Annotated in this window: 20 protein-coding genes; 13 read left to right on the top strand and 7 right to left on the bottom strand. The window is 41.9% G+C overall.

Features of this window, described 5'->3' with window-relative positions:
• Nucleotides 1-49: 49 nt before the first annotated feature.
• Nucleotides 50-850, top strand: coding sequence for an EAL domain-containing protein (locus tag D6V41_RS05640; protein WP_136250491.1), 801 nt, complete (start codon nt 50-52; stop codon nt 848-850).
• 121 nt (nt 851-971) lie between these two features.
• Nucleotides 972-1,211, top strand: a complete 240-nt coding sequence (locus D6V41_RS05635) for a TIGR02647 family protein (RefSeq protein ID WP_136250490.1) — start codon at nt 972-974, stop codon at nt 1,209-1,211.
• Nucleotides 1,212-1,380: 169 nt separating this feature from the next.
• On the opposite strand, the gene D6V41_RS05630 is transcribed toward D6V41_RS05635, so the two are convergent.
• Nucleotides 1,381-2,838: an aldehyde dehydrogenase family protein gene (locus D6V41_RS05630; RefSeq protein ID WP_136250658.1), complete on the bottom strand. Its 1,458-nt coding sequence runs from the start codon at nt 2,836-2,838 to the stop codon at nt 1,381-1,383.
• Between the two features lie 19 nt (nt 2,839-2,857).
• Nucleotides 2,858-4,498, bottom strand: coding sequence for an acetolactate synthase large subunit (locus D6V41_RS05625; protein ID WP_136250489.1), 1,641 nt, complete (start codon nt 4,496-4,498; stop codon nt 2,858-2,860).
• 242 nt (nt 4,499-4,740) lie between these two features.
• Between D6V41_RS05625 and D6V41_RS05620 the strand changes: the two genes are divergently transcribed.
• A complete protein-coding gene (locus D6V41_RS05620; protein ID WP_136250488.1) occupies nt 4,741-5,601 on the top strand; it encodes a DUF6671 family protein in 861 nt (286 codons plus the stop codon).
• 8 nt (nt 5,602-5,609) lie between these two features.
• Here the strand turns inward: D6V41_RS05620 and D6V41_RS05615 are convergent, their stop codons facing one another.
• Together D6V41_RS05615 and D6V41_RS05610 are read right to left on the bottom strand one after the other, a co-directional pair.
• On the bottom strand, nt 5,610-6,263 hold the full coding sequence (locus D6V41_RS05615; protein WP_241664435.1) for a peptidylprolyl isomerase: 654 nt from the start codon (nt 6,261-6,263) through the stop codon (nt 5,610-5,612).
• Nucleotides 6,264-6,322: 59 nt separating this feature from the next.
• Nucleotides 6,323-7,681: a methyltransferase gene (locus D6V41_RS05610; protein ID WP_241664434.1), complete on the bottom strand. Its 1,359-nt coding sequence runs from the start codon at nt 7,679-7,681 to the stop codon at nt 6,323-6,325.
• Between D6V41_RS05610 and D6V41_RS05605 the strand changes: the two genes are divergently transcribed.
• Together D6V41_RS05605 and D6V41_RS05600 are read left to right on the top strand one after the other, a co-directional pair.
• Entirely contained in the window at nt 7,681-8,436 is a 756-nt protein-coding gene (locus tag D6V41_RS05605; protein WP_241664433.1) for an alpha-ketoglutarate-dependent dioxygenase AlkB family protein, read from the top strand. The genes D6V41_RS05610 and D6V41_RS05605 overlap by 1 nt on opposite strands.
• Before the next feature lie 78 nt (nt 8,437-8,514).
• Nucleotides 8,515-8,886 carry a BolA family protein gene (locus tag D6V41_RS05600; protein ID WP_136250653.1) on the top strand — a complete coding sequence of 124 codons (372 nt, stop codon included), beginning with the start codon at nt 8,515-8,517 and terminating at the stop codon, nt 8,884-8,886.
• On the opposite strand, the gene D6V41_RS05595 is transcribed toward D6V41_RS05600, so the two are convergent.
• Both D6V41_RS05595 and D6V41_RS05590 read right to left on the bottom strand, forming a co-directional pair.
• A complete protein-coding gene (locus tag D6V41_RS05595; protein ID WP_241664432.1) occupies nt 8,842-9,510 on the bottom strand; it encodes a DUF4920 domain-containing protein in 669 nt (222 codons plus the stop codon). The two genes, D6V41_RS05600 and D6V41_RS05595, sit on opposite strands and share 45 nt — an antisense overlap.
• Nucleotides 9,511-9,579: 69 nt before the next feature.
• Complete coding sequence (locus D6V41_RS05590) at nt 9,580-10,122, bottom strand: DUF421 domain-containing protein (RefSeq protein ID WP_136250487.1); 543 nt, start codon at nt 10,120-10,122, stop codon at nt 9,580-9,582.
• A 437-nt stretch (nt 10,123-10,559) separates the two neighbouring features.
• Here D6V41_RS05590 and D6V41_RS05585 point away from each other — a divergent pair, with 437 nt between their 5' ends.
• The 8 genes from D6V41_RS05585 (at nt 10,560) to D6V41_RS05550 (ending at nt 16,372) form a co-directional block, all read left to right on the top strand.
• Nucleotides 10,560-11,726 carry an AI-2E family transporter gene (locus D6V41_RS05585; protein ID WP_136250486.1) on the top strand — a complete coding sequence of 389 codons (1,167 nt, stop codon included), beginning with the start codon at nt 10,560-10,562 and terminating at the stop codon, nt 11,724-11,726.
• Between the two features lie 291 nt (nt 11,727-12,017).
• On the top strand, nt 12,018-12,599 hold the full coding sequence (locus tag D6V41_RS05580) for a hypothetical protein (RefSeq protein ID WP_136250485.1): 582 nt from the start codon (nt 12,018-12,020) through the stop codon (nt 12,597-12,599).
• A 255-nt stretch (nt 12,600-12,854) separates the two neighbouring features.
• Nucleotides 12,855-13,031: a DUF1328 family protein gene (locus D6V41_RS05575; protein WP_136250484.1), complete on the top strand. Its 177-nt coding sequence runs from the start codon at nt 12,855-12,857 to the stop codon at nt 13,029-13,031.
• Nucleotides 13,032-13,056: 25 nt separating this feature from the next.
• Nucleotides 13,057-13,254, top strand: coding sequence for a hypothetical protein (locus D6V41_RS05570; protein WP_136250483.1), 198 nt, complete (start codon nt 13,057-13,059; stop codon nt 13,252-13,254).
• Nucleotides 13,255-13,322: 68 nt separating this feature from the next.
• A complete protein-coding gene (locus tag D6V41_RS05565) occupies nt 13,323-13,457 on the top strand; it encodes an entericidin A/B family lipoprotein (protein ID WP_136250482.1) in 135 nt (44 codons plus the stop codon).
• A 73-nt stretch (nt 13,458-13,530) separates the two neighbouring features.
• Complete coding sequence (locus D6V41_RS05560; RefSeq protein ID WP_136250652.1) at nt 13,531-14,514, top strand: mechanosensitive ion channel family protein; 984 nt, start codon at nt 13,531-13,533, stop codon at nt 14,512-14,514.
• A gap of 37 nt (nt 14,515-14,551) precedes the next feature.
• The gene (locus D6V41_RS05555) at nt 14,552-14,923 is read left to right on the top strand and encodes a hypothetical protein (protein ID WP_136250481.1); all 372 of its coding nucleotides are present in this window, start codon (nt 14,552-14,554) and stop codon (nt 14,921-14,923) included.
• A 3-nt stretch (nt 14,924-14,926) separates the two neighbouring features.
• Nucleotides 14,927-16,372, top strand: a complete 1,446-nt coding sequence (locus tag D6V41_RS05550) for a DUF2254 domain-containing protein (protein ID WP_136250480.1) — start codon at nt 14,927-14,929, stop codon at nt 16,370-16,372.
• Here D6V41_RS05550 and D6V41_RS05545 read toward each other — a convergent pair.
• Nucleotides 16,306-16,749 (bottom strand): DUF2177 family protein, encoded by a 444-nt coding sequence (locus D6V41_RS05545; RefSeq protein ID WP_136250479.1) that lies wholly within the window; start codon nt 16,747-16,749, stop codon nt 16,306-16,308. The two genes, D6V41_RS05550 and D6V41_RS05545, sit on opposite strands and share 67 nt — an antisense overlap.
• Nucleotides 16,750-16,758 lie beyond the last annotated feature (9 nt).

Raw genomic sequence — 16,758 nt, 5'->3', positions numbered from 1 at the left:
GCGCCGATAAACGTCTATACTACTGTCTGTTACTAGAGACACTATATTTATGAATTGTGAAAAATGTATAGAATCAAAGGCCTTGGCAGTCGACATCTCGATGGCTTTTCAGCCTATTGTTGATTTACATACATTTTCGGTTTACGGCTATGAAGCACTGGTTCGAACGGCCAGTGGTGGCGGCGCGGCAGAGGTATTTAATGCCGTGCCGAAAGAAGATATTTATTCCCTTGATCAAGCCTGTCGTGTAAAGGCCATAGAATTGGCTGCTTCACTCGGAATTGATACTTACCTCTCAATTAATTTTATGCCTAATGCTGTGTACGAGCCATCTCGATGCATCGCCGCTACTCTTCGAACGGCAAAGAAAGTTAAGTTTCCCATTGATAAAATTATTTTCGAATTTACTGAAACCGAATCAGTTTACGATACCAATCATGTGATAAGCATTATCAACGATTATCAAAGCCGGGGCTTTCAAACAGCGATTGATGATTTTGGCGCAGGCTACTCAGGAATCAAACTTCTGTGTGACGTGCACACTGATATCGTTAAAATTGACAGGTCGCTCATCATCAACATAGACAGTGACCCTCGTCGCCAGCGCATCGTAAAAGACGTTAAGCGTTTGCTTGATGATAATTCAAATAAAATTATCGTCGAGGGAGTAGAAAGCATTGAAGAAATCAAAATGCTGTACGCAATGGGTTTTCGATATTTCCAGGGATTTTATTTTGCCAAACCCGGGTTTGAACACCTACCTGAAGTCGATTTCGACACAGTAAAAACTGTACTTACATCCTCGCCAGTATCTCAAATAGACATTCGCCAAGAGACAAGCGCGCGCTGAAAAACTATCCGTGCTATAACTGAGCTATATCTGAGCTATATTAGTTATGCAATTTCATGCAAAATGCGCAAAGATAACGTACTTTTCAGCTTATTACCTTATACACACAAACGAGGCTACTATGTCGCTTAACGCAGAACTGATGGAAGAACTTAATCTCATTTTAAAATTTCCGAATAAAAGCTTGATGCAAGGGCTTAAAATACACAAAGATGCTGATCCGGCGGTAATTGCAGCGGCGCAGCGCTTATATAAAAAGGGTATTGTGCAACAGCCAGACGGTGGTTATTTAACTGATTTAGGACATGATCTGCTTGAGCATGCCCAAGTTATTCAGTCTGCGCTTTCGAGTTCAAGCTAGTATTTGTTTGTAATCACAATCTCGGGTTATCACAATCTCGCTTTGGTTTAAACCTAGTAACCTAGTGACAATAAAAGGCAATAATAATAAGGCAAATAATAATATTTGCCTTTCTCCATTTCATTTCTTTACGCCTGTTATTGTGGTGCCTTAGAGTGAATCCTTAGGCCTACTGTGGCGTTCTAAGCACCATTAAACGAATTTCTGTCATATCCTCAATCGCGTAGCGAATACCTTCTCTTCCAAGTCCCGATTCTTTCACGCCGCCGTAAGGCATGTTGTCAACTCGCCAGCTAGGTACGTCGCCAATCACCACACCTCCTACGTGCAGTTCGTCCCATGCCTTGTGCGCTTTGTAAATGTCGCGCGTGAAAATACCGGCCTGTAGTCCAAACTGACTGTCATTGACGCGTTTGAGCGCTTCGTCATAATCCGAAAATTTACTGATGACAGAAACTGGACCGAAGGCTTCTTCAGCGTTGACTTCGCAATTTTTTGGAACATTTTCTAAAATGCAAGCAGTGAGCATTGCGCCATCACGTTTACCCCCACAAAGACTGTTAGCCCCTGCCTTTACGGCGTTGTCTATCCATTTTTCAAGACGTTTTGCTTCTCCTTCAGATATCATAGGACCAATAAATGTATCTTCACTGCTTGGGTCGCCATGCACCAAGGCTTTTACCTTTTCGACATAACGCGATTTAAATTCATCGTAAATGGATTCATGAATCAGGATCCTTTGCACGCTTATGCAGCTTTGACCTGATTGATAGTAAGCGCCAAAAATAATGCGCTCGATTGCATCTTCTAAATCGGCATCTTCATCTACTACGCAGGCTGCATTACCTCCAAGCTCCAACACAACCGGCTTTTTGCCTGCATTGGCTTTTAACTTCCAGCCAACATCGGGAGAGCCCGTGAAACTCAAGAGCTTAAATCGTTCATCGGTAGTGAATAAATCCGCACCGTCACGACTACAAGGTAGTATTGAAAACGCTCCTTCGGGTAAATCAGTCTCAGCAAGGATCTCTCCGATGATAAGTGCGCCAATTGGCGTGCGACTGGCTGGCTTTAATACAAAACTACAGCCGGCGGCAATTGCAGGTGCGATTTTATGTGCGGCCAGATTAAGCGGGAAATTAAAGGGCGAGATAAACGAACAAGGACCGATTGGTACGCGTTTGTACATGCCGGTGTAGCCTTTAGCGCGCTCTGCAATTTCCAAATTTGTGACTTCGCCGTTGATTCGAACCGATTCTTCCGCTGCGATTTTAAAGGTGTCAATTAGACGGGTCACTTCTCCTTTTGCATCTTTTATAGGTTTACCTGCCTCAATGCACAGAGAATGCGCCAGTTCATTAAAACGCTTCTTAAATCCTTCTACACAATGCTCTAATATGGCCTGGCGTTTGTAGGGTGGAAGTTTGTTCATCGCGCTTTGCGCTTTCTCAGCATACTCTATGGCTTTATCGATAACCGCAGCATCAGCCATGGCAACCTTTGTGGCAAGTTGCTGCGTGTATTTGTTGATGACCTCTAAATCCTCATTTGCATAGACTGCTTTGTTGGCAAGATAATAGGGGTAGGCTTTAGCAAGCTCATGTTTTGACAGTTCTTGTTTAGGCATCATGGCCCTCCTTAAAACGTTAAAGTTTTGCGCTTAGTTCGCGGATTTTTTTATTCAGCGTTTCATCGTTGAGGCTATAATCAACTGGCACGTCGATTAGATGTACCGTCTTTTCTTTCAAGCACTGCTTAATGAGCGGGGAGAGCTCATTTGCAGCCTTTATGCGATGCCCCATGCCACCGTAGCTTTCAACATACTTTACAAAATCAGGATTGTTGTAATCCAGGCCATAGTTATTAAAGCCCATATTAGATTGTTTCCACTTGATCATGCCGTAAGCATCATCGCGCAAAATAATAATGATGATGTGAAGGTTCAAACGAACCGCGGTTTCCACTTCCTGGCTATTCATCATAAAGCCGCCGTCGCCACAAACGGTAATAACCGGTTTGTCAGGGTGCACAAGTTTAGCTGCCATGGCAGAAGGTAAACCCGCTCCCATGGTCGCAAGTGCGTTGTCGAGCAAAAGCGTATTCGGGTAATATGCAGGATAGTTACGGGCAAACCAGATCTTATAAATCCCGTTGTCGAGTGTGACTATGCCATCTTTTGGCATAGCATCTCGCACCTCTTTAACCAGTCGCTCAGGCAGTATTGGAAAGCGATCATCTTTTTCAGCGGCGCATCTATGCTCAAAATAAGCCTGATGCACGTCATCATAAAAGTCGAGCTTCCAGTGGTCTTGCGGCTGTACTGCTTCTTTAATCTGCCAGATACTATTGGCAATATCACCCACTACTTCAAGTTGCGGGAAGTAAACCGGATCAACGGCAGCCGTTTCAAAATTAATATGCATCACCTGTTGTCCACCCACTTCCATAAAGAAAGGCGGCTTTTCAACAACGTCATGCCCAACGTTAATGATAAGATCGGCGCGTTTAATTGCCCGGTGTACAAAATCGCCAGACGATAAGGCTGTGTTACCCATAAATTTTTGATGGCTTTCGTCAATGACGCCTTTTCCCATTTGCGTGGTGATAAACGGAATGCCGGTTTTTTCAACAAACTGGCCAAGCATTTTGGCAGTCAGTTTTCTATTGGCGCCAGCACCTATTAATAAGACAGGCGATTTTGCCTTTTCAATCATGTCTACCGCGGCATTAATTGCTTTGTATTCAGCAATTGGGCGTCTTACTGCGCTAGGGCTCAAAAGGGGGGCTTTGGTTTCTTCAGCAGCGATATCCTCCGGTAACTCAATATGCGTCGCTCCCGGTCGCTCTTCACTGGCGAGTCTGAAGGCTTCTCGCACTACAGAGGGTATGCGGTCACCGCTGACCACTTGGGTCGTATATTTTGTCAGGGGGCGCATCATGTCGACCACATCAATCACCTGAAAACGGCCCTGTTTGCTTGTTTTAATGGGTTTTTGTCCGGTGATCATTAGAATTGGCATGGCACCTAATTGTGCATATGCCGCAGGCGTTACCAGGTTTGTAGCGCCTGGCCCCAAGGTGGATAAACACACGCCAACCTTGCCAGTTAGCCTGCCGTAAGTGGCAGCCATAAAACCAGCGCCCTGTTCATGCCGTGTCAGGATTAGCTTGATGCTTGAGTCTCGCAATGATTCCAATAAGTCTAAATTCTCTTCGCCGGGTATGCCGAAAATGTATTCGACGCCTTCAGCTTCGAGCGCTTTTACCATTAAATCTGACGCTTTCATTCGCTATCCTTCAATTGTTTGTGTATTTGTGTGAACGCAATACTTAAATCTTTGTGAATAATCTTCAAAAAAATCTATAGTAAAAAAACTTTCGCTTTTCGTGTGAAGTACCACAGTAGTATAGTTAGTCGCAGAAAAAATGCTTATTCCCTTTTCGTTTGTCTTATTTTGTCTCGGGCAAGCATCGATAGAGCAAAACGGTCGTAATAAGCTATTAGTTATCAAACATAGATAAATTAAATATGTCTTCACAAAACGTTCAACAACATTCCCGTCTCTATCAAAACGCCCCCTCTGGTGCAGTGATTCTTACTAAGCACAAAAAGGAGCAGATCCTCGGCCCAGTTTTCAAGCGGCTCGCTAATTTGCATCTTTCTCACACTGATAAGTTTGATACTGATAGCCTTGGCAGCTTTGATCACAAAATAACAAGAAGACTATCTGCAAAAGAGACTGCACTTAAAAAAGCGTATTTAGCGTGCGAACTTACTGATTCAAAAACAGGCATTGGCAGTGAAGGAAGTTTTAATTCTGAATTTTGCTTAGGCGTTGTTGACCAAGAGATCCTTGCTTATGTCGACCTTGAAAACAATATCGAAGTGCTCGCTCTTGTTTCTAAGCCTATCGCCACAGGAATAAAACGAATTGAAAATATCGATGCCTTACGCGCAGTCCTAAAGGCGCACCCCGGACAATCGTGGTATATCTGCAAAGGTGAAAAAGCACAGTCTGCGGCATCGGAGCAAGTTTTATCAGGCCAAAGCAAGAAAGAAAGTGAATTGATTGAAGCTGCAACTTCTGAGTCGTTCCCGTTTTTTTTGCATCCGGATTTCAGAGCCATGAACTGCCCGGAGCGACAGGGCCTTATTGCCTTGGCTGGCGAGCAGTTAATTAAGCGCTTAAGTAGCCTTTGCCCATCCTGTCAGGCGCCAGATTTCATCTTCGACAAATTGCTTAGAGGCTTGCCTTGTGAGCTATGTGAACAAGCCACCACGCGCGTTAAATCAAAAATAGCTCAATGCAAATCTTGTGGCTTCACAGATGAGGCAACTGTTGAGGAACAATATGCCTCTGCATTCTATTGTAATTTTTGTAACCCTTGAGTTCGCGACTAGTCGAAACTTAGCTCGGGCAGTATGCTTGCAGTTTTTAAAATAATCGGCTCCACTGGCACATCTTGAAAGCGTATCAATGGCTTGTACTGAGTTTCGACTTGTCCCATAGCATCAACAACTTCGGTGCCTTCTACTACAGCACCAAAAACGGTATAGCCCCAGTTTCTACCAGGATCGAGATTTTCGTTTTCATCTACGTTGAAAAAGAATTGACGAATAGCGCTGTGCGGGTCATCTTTGCGCGCCATGGCAATTGAATACCAGGTGTTTTTTAGGCCATTTCCTGATTCATTAAACACCGGCTCACCTTCTTCTTTTGGTTCAAATTCCGGTGTGTAACCGCCCCCTTGTACAATGTAATCCGGCACAACTCGATGAAAAAGCGTATTATCGTACTCTTTGCGCGCCACATAGTTGAGAAAGTTATTAACGGTTAATGGAGCGCGTTTGCGATCAAGTTCAATCACAATATCACCCATGCTAGTTTCTAACTTTACTCGTGGGTAAAAGTTATCAGGCTGAATTTTCGCGCCCGCTTGCTTACTTGGGTCAACTTGCTGTGCAATCGCCTCTGCCCCCCAAAAACCGAACATTATACTCACCATGCCGATAAGCGAGATAGCGCGAGCGAATTGCGTTAATACATTCATAGATTGTCCTTTCAAATGGCTTTGACGATAGGATTAATAAATAGTTACTGGCTATAACTTTAACGGATGCAGCTAAGCACGACAAATTTTCGGTTGTTAGCTAGTAGCGAGCAATTTCCAAATAAGCGTTTTAATTTTTCAAAATACGGTAGATGGCGGTTAGCCACAACGCGCAATTCCCCCCCTTTTTTCAAATGTTTTCTTGCATCCAAAAACATCTGCCAGGCAATATCCGTGGTTATGACGTTTTGTTGATGAAAGGGAGGGTTACACAGTATCAAATCCATTTCTTTAGCGATTTGCTGTGAAGGATGCTGTGACAACTCATCTGATAAAGTTTGTAAGCAGTGACTTACCATAAAGTTTACGCCAGGTTTTTGAGTTTGCTCAGAAAAAGCATGTTCAAAGCTCAGTCGCGCTGAGGCCACCGCCATAAATGATTCGTCAACAAAGGTCATTGTGGCATTAGGATTTTCTCGCAGATAGGCGATGCCAAGTACGCCATTTCCGCAGCCCAAATCAAGTGCATTTATCCTGTTTTGCTTTTCATTACTTTTATCTTTGCTGCGAATTTCGTTGCGAAAAGTCTCGAGCATCAGTCTTGCACCAATATCTAGTTGTTCACGGCAAAATACATTAGCGTGATTGTACAAATCAAAATCCAGAGCAGGGTCGGTGACAATAGTTGGATAGAGCGAGGGTGGATGCTCCACCGCTATTTTGAACGTTTTTTCGTCTGCACAGCAGAACACTAGCCTTGCTTTTTTAACTGCCAAAGAAGTTCGAGTGGGACCAATGTAACGCTCAAACAGTTTTAAAACATTGGTGCTTACCAGCTTGACCTTTGCTGCGGCAATGATTTTGGTATCTTCGCTAATGTATTGGCTCAAGCTTATGAGCTCTTGTTCTAAAAGTGCAAGCGTGCGCGGAATTTTTATCAACACATAGTCAAAACAATCGGGTAGTTTTTTATCAGATACTTGCTCAGAAAATTTATCAGAAGAAGACTCAGACAAAGTAAGAACGTCATACGCCTGAACAGCATCCAAGTGATTATGTTTAAAATTATGTTTAAAATTATGTTTAAGATTATGTGCAAGATTTTGTTTAAGCGCTTGATGACTCATAAACGAATCTGAAAATGTATAGATATTTGCCAACGGTTGATTGATTTGATTTGCGTCTTTTACCTTGCTGTTTATTGCAGATAAAGCGCAGCCTAACGCCCCAAACTCATCGTTAATAATAGCGATATTGGCAGACACTAAGGTGTTTAAATCTTCATTTTCGTACAAGTGATTGAGTAGATACTCATCTGCTGCATCCCACGCTTGCAAGGCGCTATGCGATGCTTGCCTGGGAAATCGATACAGCTCAAGTTGACAATCGTTGATTAAAAATTGTGTATTCGTTTTCAATGAATCTGTTCTTTAATGTTACACTTTGCAGCATTATATCATCCATCGTAAAGCTTGCCTTGCATCCTGTTCAACCAACACTTTTTAACCAAAGCGACTTTCAGTACTGCGAAGATGCTGATCGCGACGCCCCTGGTAGCAATCACTCTAATAGCGAGCAGCCTGCTGCGAATTTTCGAAAGCTAGAGATGCCCGATGCAGAAGTTTGGCTCATGCATAACTGGATGCAAGCTTCTACGGCGAATAAACTGTTTTTGTATTTTAAAGACGCTTTACAGTGGAGTCAGCCTGAGATTAGCTTATTTGGTAATAAATTGAAGGTACCTCGCTTACAAGCATGGTATGGCGATAAGGATGCTTCTTATGCTTATTCTGGGATTCAAATGGCTGCCTTAGCTTGGGATAAAAAGCTTTATGCTTTGAAAAAGTACTGTGAACAAAGCTGTCAAACTACCTTTAATTCAGTCTTGGTCAATTATTATCGCGATGGACAGGATAGTATGGGCATGCACGCTGATAATGAATCCGAGTTGGGCAAGCAGCCTATTATCGCGTCATTCAGTTTGGGTGCTAGTCGAAATTTTGATTTCAAACATATGAAAAGTGGCCAAAAACATCGAGTCCCGCTTCATCATGGAAGTCTTTTGATTATGTGTGGAAACACGCAGCAATATTGGCAGCATGGGATCCATAAATCAAAAAGAATAAACGAGCCTCGAATGAACTTTACTTTTAGGTTTGTGCACCCATGTTAAAGCTTACTAAGGTAAAATAATGTCAATTTTCAGGCGAGCAGGAGAGTAAGTGTGACTGAATCAGTAAATAATACAAGCATGCAACAAGACGCCGTGCAAGACCCAGCGCAAAAGAAGGTGCAAAAAAGTATTGAACAAAAACTACAGGCTCTACTGAATCCTATCTACTTGGCGGTTGAAAATGAAAGTCACATGCATTCAGTTCCGGAAAACTCCGAAACTCATTTCAAAGTGACCGCCATTAGCAGCAAATTTGATGACAAGCGTTTATTGCAACGACATCGTCTTATCAATCAGGCGCTTAAAGACGAGCTGGAGGGGCCAGTTCATGCCCTCGCTTTACACACGTACACAGAAGAGGAGTGGGTAAAAAAGCGAGGTCAAGTTCCTCAGTCACCTAATTGTTTAGGGGGCAGCAAGAACGATGGGAATACGAATACTGCTCGCTAGAATTTCGTACACAACACCGGCCGACAGAGGCGTGACGGCATCATCGCTATTAACTTCAGGGTTTGAAGCTTTCTCATTAATAGTTTGAGCTTGCAAATCCTGATTAAAATGCGCTGCTTGTGCTTCGCTTAATTCCTTCTTCACCAATGTGCCGTTTAGAGTTACCAGTTTATTGGCTGAATCGGTGGGAATAAAAAAAGCATAGTCTTTAAAAGCAACACGTATCGTTTTATCCCCTTCTTGCGCTATAAAAAAGCAGCCCTTTTTCTGACACACCTTGCTGATTTTTGTTTTAAGCATAAATGCTTTATCGACATAATTAGAAGGTGATTCACTTAATTGCTTCAGATTAACTACGGGTAGGGTTTCGTCCAACGTTGCGCCAAAGATCTCTGCATCTTTGCTTGTTTCTACGGGTTCAGACAGTCGAATTGCAGAAGTCTGATTCCTATTATCCTTGGCTATTTTTTCTTGCTGCGTTTCTTGCTGCGTTTCCTGTTGCAGTGCTTGATTCATTTCTTGAGCATAGGCTTGCTGGCTCAGGCTGAAGAAAAAAATTGCGCTGATACTCGTTAAAGAAAGCATCTTTAATTTAGTTATGTTTGCTGCGCTTGTCTTTAACATAAAGTCTGTCTTTAACATAAAAAGTTGACCTAAAACGAAATCTGATGATTGCTCAAGATAGCAAACTTGTCATTTGTTTACAGCGCTTTTTTGCTCGCCTTTTTTTTGTACGCCACTTAACAAGCGTTCGTCACATTCTTTGCCATGCAACACAGAAATATCGCCTGTAGTTTCGAGTATTACCGCTCTTACCTCAGACAAATCAAGAACGTTAGCTTCTCTTAATTTTGCAATTAAATCGCTTTCTGCCACACGCGTTTTTTGCAGCGCATCATGCAGAATCTGTCCATTTTGCATCAACAATATGGGCTTATTTTGCATAAGTGATTTAAACGTGTCAGACGACTTTCGTATTCTTGCGCTTAAGTATTGCACAACAAATAGCATAGCCATTGCTAACATCGTTTGCAGGAAGCCTGACCATTGCGTTGACTGGCTCGCCCCTGCCAACATCGAGCCGATGGCAACGGTCATCACAAAGTCAAAACTGGTCATTTTAGAAAATGAACGCAAACCATTAACGCGCACTAAAATTACGACCCAAAGCATCGCAAATGTTGTTAGACACGCTGCTCGTAAAAAAATGTCGGGCAAAAGTTCCTGAATAAACATGGCAATATGTATCCTTGTATCGCTGACTTTGCCTGATGTGAACATTAGGCTGTAAGTTTGACAAGGATTTGTGAAAGGTTTGCCAATTAGCGTTTATATAAAATTACGGGTTTATATATGCAAGCTTATCCGACTCAGCAGAGCGAGACTGCATCCATTTGCCATTTATTCTAATTCGCCAAAGACAAATCTCAAAAAGCAGTAAACTTTATACTAAATAGCGCAATAATTTCTTTACATCTTCATTTCTTTGTCTGGATTAAATTATTTAAATCATTGATTAAAAATAACTTTATTTATATTTTTTATTTGGCTCAAATACTGCAGAACTGCGCACAATTAATTTGTAGAAGCGCGCAAGAACTATGTCTTTGCCTAGTTTTCTTGCGTAGCTTGCTTGCTCAGTTGCGATAGTTTCAACAGTCAGAGAAGAATGTATGAATAATGCTGTAACAGACACACCGGACAACAGTGAAAATACTGGGGAAAACCAAAAGGCCTCAGGTCAGCTTATTGTCAAACTATTGAAAGTGCTGGTTGCTTTTGCCGCGATTTATACGCTCTACTTTGCGCAGTCCTTACTTCTCCCTTTAGTGTTTGCGATTTTGATTTCACTGCTCTTAAGTCCCTTGGTCAAACGCTTGAAGCGCATTCATATTCCAAGAAGCATTTCAGCGATTGTGCTTCTTGCCACATTAGTGACGCCATTTACACTTATGTCGATAGAGCTTACCGAGCCAATTCAAAGATGGATTAAACTTGTGCCCAAAGTTTCAATGCAAATTAAACAAGAGCTATTAGAAATAGAAACCTTATTCGCTCACCAGAACGAGGCAGAGATACAAGCTAAAGAAGAAAGCTTTTTTTCGGGCTGGTTTGGTGAAGAAGAGCAGACAGAAGTTGACGAAGAAGATGGCGTTGTTGAAAAGCAGATCAAGCAAGGCGGATTAAATGCGCTTGTTTCAATGTTGGCTGGCACGCCCATATTCTTTGCTCAGCTATTTACCAGTTTAATTCTTATATTATTCCTGCTCATTTTTGGTCCTCCATTATTCAGCGTTTTTGTTAACGAGTTTCCCGCAGTTGAAAACAAGCGAAAAGCCCGGGCATTGGTAAAAGAAATTCAGCAGGCGCTTTCAAGCTATATCGTTACCGTAAGTTTAATAAATTTAGGATTAGGTATTGTAACGGCGATAGCGCTCGCATTTTTTGGTGTTGATGATGCGCTACTTTGGGGCGTGTTAGTCGCTTTTCTAAATTTTGTGCCTTATTTGGGACCTGCCTTTGGACTCTTTATTTTATTGATCGTTGGAGGCGTGCAATTCGGAATGAGCCCTTACGCATTTCTACCAAGCGCTATCTTCTTGGTGATCAATATTATGGAATCACAATTCATTACGCCCGCAATTTTAGGGCAAAATATGCAGGTTAATCCGCTTATTATCATACTATGGTTATTGCTGGCAGGTTGGCTGTGGGGCGTTGTAGGGGTTCTGGTGGCGGTGCCGCTATTAGTTTGTATAAAACTGACGCTGCATAATCTGGGAGTCGTACCTCACTGGATCAAATTTATAGAGGCGAATGAATCAGATTTAATTCGATAAAAGTATTCAGACGCCCTTCGCTGTGAGTACTTGCTCGCATCAAACTTATCAGTTGCCGATATTGCTTCTTTCAGATGGTCATATATTTACCTTAACGTGTGACCTTCTTACAAACAACGTGCATTAATTTTACGAACCATTTCTTATTTGCGCAAAACAACTAATCAAAGTATTGATTATATTGTAAATTTTTTATGGTGTCTTATTTGCTTAAAGATAGTCGACCTAACTGGAATAGCTAGAACGCTATCCAGACAATTTACATTAGACGAAACAGATGAGGGACTACACATGAAATATAAATTACTTACTATTGCAATGGCGGCAATTGCACTTTCAGGCTGTGATGTAGAAAAAACGCAATCTGGAGAAATGCCGGAAGTAGATGTTGATGTTAGTGCAGATGCTGGGGAGCTACCTAACTATGAGGTGGATTGGGCGAATGTCGATGTCGGCACTAAAACGGAAACGGTCATGGTTCCTGAGGTGGTGATTGCCATGGAAGAAACAGAAGTAGACGTACCCTATGTTGATGTAAATATGCCCGATGATGACAGTGAGCGAATGGAGCGTACTATCATCGTAGAGGCTGAAGTAAAAGATAGCATGCACGAGCTGAACATTGAGCGAGTATTTGCAAAAGACCGAAGACTAATGGTTATTTCAAGTTTAAGTTCAACCGGACAGCCGATTGATGGAAATACGGTAAGAGTTTCTGACCGTTTGGTACTAAACGCACCTGATTTGGATGTAAAACACTTTATTATTGGCGAGAAGCCTCAAGGCGATTGGAATAATCAATATACCTTTGTAAGCAACGAAGCCGAAATGCGCTCAAAACTTGAGGGCGCAACAGAAATTTACACCAAGTAGAATCATAACTTTTTCAAAGATGCGGTTTGCTAACCGCATTTTTTTTGCCTGCAGATTTACCAATTATTTTCAAATCAGTCATTCATTCACTTTAGTTATACCTAAGTAAGTTCTACCTGAGCTTATGTAATTTCTTCTAATAAAACCTCTGATATTCCCTTCAAAATATAAAAACACCATTAAAATCAATGGTTTAAATATTGGTACAAGTCTCGCATTTATTATTACGTAAGTTTAATAAAGAGGAGAAAGACTATGTTAGGTTGGGCAATTACATTTTTTATTATTGCAATAATCGCAGCTGTATTCGGTTTTGGTGGAATTGCGGGTGCTGCATCAGGAATCGCACAAATTCTGTTCTTTGTATTTTTAGTACTTCTAGTGCTCTCGCTAGTGGCGAATGCATTACGCGGTAAAAAACCCAAAGCATAGAAACACAGGAAGATAGGGAGGGTTAATGAAAATCATACTGAAAAAATTTGGCGTCTTTTTAAGTGTTGCTTTAATGGCTTTTACGCTTGCAGCTTGTGCAGACAACGATGCAGAAGAGGCAGGAGAAGCAATTGACGAAGCAGTAACCGATGCGGGTAACGCCGTTGAAGATGCTTGCGAAGATGTAAAAGAAAATGTCGACGCGAAAGATGAAGACTGCTAACTGATAAAACTCGGGCATTACTTGCTCGAGTTTTCTTATTAACAAACATTAAAATTTAAGGAAACACCATGTCTAGCAAATTACAAAAATTACTGAGCGCACTTTGTGTATTAATGATTTTAGGTGGCTGCGCGACCATTGAAGGTGCAGGTGAAGATATCGAAAATGCGGGTGAAGAGGTGCAAGACGCGGCTGATTCATAAGGTTTTACTAATCACACTTAATTGTGATTTTGATTTGTAGTAACAGGCGCAGTTGGAAATAGAGGACAAAGATTTGGAGTTTGATGCAGTCAACAATTTTTGGACGCTGATCTATGAAAAAGTAGACTCATGGGTTGAGATGGGGATCAAACACCTACCGAATATGGTGGTGGCGCTATTAATAGCGATTGTGTTTGCCATTCTTGCAAGGATTGCCGGTCGAATAATGTCGAACGTGCTGCATAAAATGTTTGAATCTAAGCAAATTGCTGATTTGCTTGCCGCCATTTTTAAAGTCATTGTCTTCACGGCGGGTATTTTTATTGCGCTTGAATTTCTGGGATTAACAGGGACAGTCACCTCACTACTTGCTGGTGCAGGCATCATAGGTTTGGCAATCGGATTTGCCTTCCAGGATATGACAGAAAATCTTATTGCGGGAATTGCAATGGGAATTCGCAAGCCTTTTCAAATTGGCGATGTGATTGAAGCTAAAGACGTGTTTGGAGTAGTGAAAGCGATTAACTTGCGCAACACCTTGGTTGAAACCTATTCCGGACAGATGGAAATTATTCCAAATAAAATTTTATTCAGGAATATCGTTACCAACTACTCTCATGAGGGATATCGTCGTGTTGAGGTAAAGGTCGGAATTTCCTATGCAGATGATGTGGATAAAGCACGAGAAGTCATTGTTGAGCGATTGAAGCAAGAAGATTGGATAATAAGAAAAGATGACTTAAACGTTTACGCAGAAGGTTTTGCAGACAGTTGCGTAAACTTATTAGTATGGTTTTGGATTGATTTCCCAGGTGATACAGGGTTTGTCGAGGCAAGGCATAGAGGCGTTGCTACTGTGCATAAAGTATTGGCTGAAAACGATATCCTAATACCCTTTCCCATTCGCACCTTGGATTTTGGCATCAAAGGCGGAGAAAAACTTAAGGCGATGCTTAGCGAAGAATCAAGCAAAGGTTCGGGTAAACAAGCGTCAACTAGTGGCGAAAGCGGATCAAAGGACAATACTGAAAGCAGTTCAAACGGTCAAAACGATTAACTCGCGTAAGCTGTTTAATATGAGTAAAGGAGAAATGATGAATAATTTAATTAAGAAACAAGTAAAACAGGTTGCGATTCCATTTGTTGTCGCAGGCTTTGCGCTTTCAACCGCATTTGGCGCAGTAGCGCAAGTCACTGAGCAAACGAGCGATAAAACGCTTCTTGAGGGCAAAGATAAGTCAGAAATGTTTGAAGTGGCTGAACCTACGGCGCGTTTAGATTTAGTCATTGCTGATTTGGCTTATCCAGTGCAGGTGAGACATACTGAGGATGGAACGGAACTATATGCTGTCAATCCAACACCGGAGGAGGAAGAGCGTATTCTTAGTATTTATGAGCAATTAACCGGTGACGCAAATGCGACTGTAAAAAATCGAGCATCAATGGATCTCATAAAAGACGAATAATGAATGAATACGCATTCGTGGCGCAAATCCAATTCCGGGTTTGCGCTTTCTACATTCATAATATATGTATTACGCCAGCTTCTGGCGCTACGACAAAGTTTTTGGTTTATTCCAACTTTGTCGATTTTATTTTGTGCGGCGCTAGCGCTGGCAAGCCTCGAGCTTGATAATTATTTTATAGATAAAGACTATCCACTTTCTGCATGGATAAATAACCTGGAGCCAACGTCAGCAAAAGGTTTATTAGAAGTAATAGCCACAGCCGTCATTACTATTACCAGTATTGCGTTTTCTATCACACTTGTCGTATTGACTACCGCCTCTCAACAGTTCGGGCCTCGTCTGCTTGCAAACTTCATCAAAGACAGAAGAAATCAATTTGTGCTTGGCGTTTTTACCGCTACCTTTGTTTATTGTCTAATTATTCTACGGGGGGTGAGAACCGACCCTAGCGCAAGTTTTCTTCCAGGTATCAGTGTATCCATCGCCTTGATTTTAGCGCTTTTCAGTGTGTTTACCCTCATTTACTTTTTTCATCATATCGCGATTTCCATCCAGGCCGACACCGTAATTAGACGAACCTCAGATTCATTGAAGAGCGATATAAACGCCTTTATTCAACAGTTTGAAGACAAGTTATTTTTAGGCAGTACACTGGTTGACGATCAGGACTTACACTGCAAACAAGTCATTCACAGCACAGAATGTGCGTATGTGCAGGCGATTAATTACGAAGGTTTGTGTATTTTGGCGGCAAAGCATGCCTGCGTATTTAAATTATCGGTGCGAGCTGGTCATCATGTTATTCAGCAAAGTGCACTTCTAGAGGTTTTGGTGGGTAAAGATGAGAATCGCAGTATTGATGTCACACAAGAAGAGGTAGAAAATTGCTTCATTTTTGGTAGTGCTCGCACCTCACTTCAAGATCCTGAATTTGCAATTAACCAGCTGGTTGAGCTCGCCTTGCGAGCGCTATCCCCTGGGATTAATGACCCTCATACCGCAATCCATTGTGTCCACGCGCTTACCGAAAATTTTAGTTTGATTGTTGATAAGCAAATCGCTAGAGGATTGCTTACCGATGATAGGGACGCCCTCAGAGTTATTACGCGTCAGCCCACATTTGACGGAATGTTAGGCTGCGCATTCAACCAAATTCGCCAGCAAAGCCTTGACCATAATTCTGTGCAAATTGCCTTACTAGATGGGTTTAATGCGCTTCTTGCTCTGCTTTTTACACTAAAAGAAAATCAAAGTCTCTCGCATCAAAATGCTGATGCAGTTATTAAACAGGGGATTGCAGTGCTAAAACGTTTTGATAAAAAAAAGCTTTCACAATTAGAATATGAAAGCTTTTTGAGTCGGATTGATCAAATGCGTGTTTACGCAGAAGCTTTGTCTCCCGCTTTATCTGCCAATTTACGAGACGCAATAGATAAAGCTAAATAACCTGCCCATGCAGATACCGTGGTTAAGCTTGTACCCCAAATCCAATCTGTAAAAGTGATGCTTAGCGGCCATTCCCTAAGTAATGCGTAATTAGTCAAATTGTAAGCACCGTAGGCAGCAAGCCCTAGAAATAAAGCGTTAACAGTGACCCTGGCAAATGTTCGTTTACTTCCATTGAACAGTACCAAGCGTAAAATGCACGCACTATAAATCAGATAAAACGCAATCCATGGCCACATAGGGAAACTATCTCGCATAAGATGGCCCATGCTAGAGTTGTAGTCGCTTCGCGCAACAAAGCCAAGCCATATAAAGTCGGCAATTAAATAACAACCAAGAATACTTAAATAGGCAATGCCAATTAGCTTTATTTGCATAAATCTTCC

The organism is Ningiella ruwaisensis (assembly GCF_004798935.1).
GTDB lineage: Bacteria > Pseudomonadota > Gammaproteobacteria > Enterobacterales > Alteromonadaceae > Glaciecola > Glaciecola ruwaisensis.
Note: the sequence above shows the minus strand (reverse complement) of the source record. Positions and strands in the feature narration are given on the sequence as shown.

Excerpts from the sequence above, each read along its gene's own strand:
- D6V41_RS05635 (WP_136250490.1), top strand. The coding sequence starts at position 972 with ATGTCGCTTAACGCAGAACTGATGGAAGAACTTAATCTCATTTTAAAA.
- D6V41_RS05625 (WP_136250489.1), bottom strand. The coding sequence starts at position 4,498 with ATGAAAGCGTCAGATTTAATGGTAAAAGCGCTCGAAGCTGAAGGCGTC.
- D6V41_RS05575 (WP_136250484.1), top strand. The coding sequence starts at position 12,855 with ATGTTAGGTTGGGCAATTACATTTTTTATTATTGCAATAATCGCAGCT.
- D6V41_RS05595 (WP_241664432.1), bottom strand. The coding sequence starts at position 9,510 with ATGTTAAAGACAAGCGCAGCAAACATAACTAAATTAAAGATGCTTTCT.
- D6V41_RS05570 (WP_136250483.1), top strand. The coding sequence starts at position 13,057 with ATGAAAATCATACTGAAAAAATTTGGCGTCTTTTTAAGTGTTGCTTTA.
- D6V41_RS05630 (WP_136250658.1), bottom strand. The coding sequence starts at position 2,838 with ATGCCTAAACAAGAACTGTCAAAACATGAGCTTGCTAAAGCCTACCCC.
- D6V41_RS05580 (WP_136250485.1), top strand. The coding sequence starts at position 12,018 with ATGAAATATAAATTACTTACTATTGCAATGGCGGCAATTGCACTTTCA.
- D6V41_RS05555 (WP_136250481.1), top strand. The coding sequence starts at position 14,552 with ATGAATAATTTAATTAAGAAACAAGTAAAACAGGTTGCGATTCCATTT.
- D6V41_RS05640 (WP_136250491.1), top strand. The coding sequence starts at position 50 with ATGAATTGTGAAAAATGTATAGAATCAAAGGCCTTGGCAGTCGACATC.
- D6V41_RS05550 (WP_136250480.1), top strand. The coding sequence starts at position 14,927 with ATGAATACGCATTCGTGGCGCAAATCCAATTCCGGGTTTGCGCTTTCT.
- D6V41_RS05600 (WP_136250653.1), top strand. The coding sequence starts at position 8,515 with ATGCAACAAGACGCCGTGCAAGACCCAGCGCAAAAGAAGGTGCAAAAA.
- D6V41_RS05545 (WP_136250479.1), bottom strand. The coding sequence starts at position 16,749 with ATGCAAATAAAGCTAATTGGCATTGCCTATTTAAGTATTCTTGGTTGT.
- D6V41_RS05565 (WP_136250482.1), top strand. The coding sequence starts at position 13,323 with ATGTCTAGCAAATTACAAAAATTACTGAGCGCACTTTGTGTATTAATG.
- D6V41_RS05605 (WP_241664433.1), top strand. The coding sequence starts at position 7,681 with ATGAATCTGTTCTTTAATGTTACACTTTGCAGCATTATATCATCCATC.
- D6V41_RS05585 (WP_136250486.1), top strand. The coding sequence starts at position 10,560 with ATGAATAATGCTGTAACAGACACACCGGACAACAGTGAAAATACTGGG.
- D6V41_RS05590 (WP_136250487.1), bottom strand. The coding sequence starts at position 10,122 with ATGTTTATTCAGGAACTTTTGCCCGACATTTTTTTACGAGCAGCGTGT.
- D6V41_RS05615 (WP_241664435.1), bottom strand. The coding sequence starts at position 6,263 with ATGAATGTATTAACGCAATTCGCTCGCGCTATCTCGCTTATCGGCATG.
- D6V41_RS05620 (WP_136250488.1), top strand. The coding sequence starts at position 4,741 with ATGTCTTCACAAAACGTTCAACAACATTCCCGTCTCTATCAAAACGCC.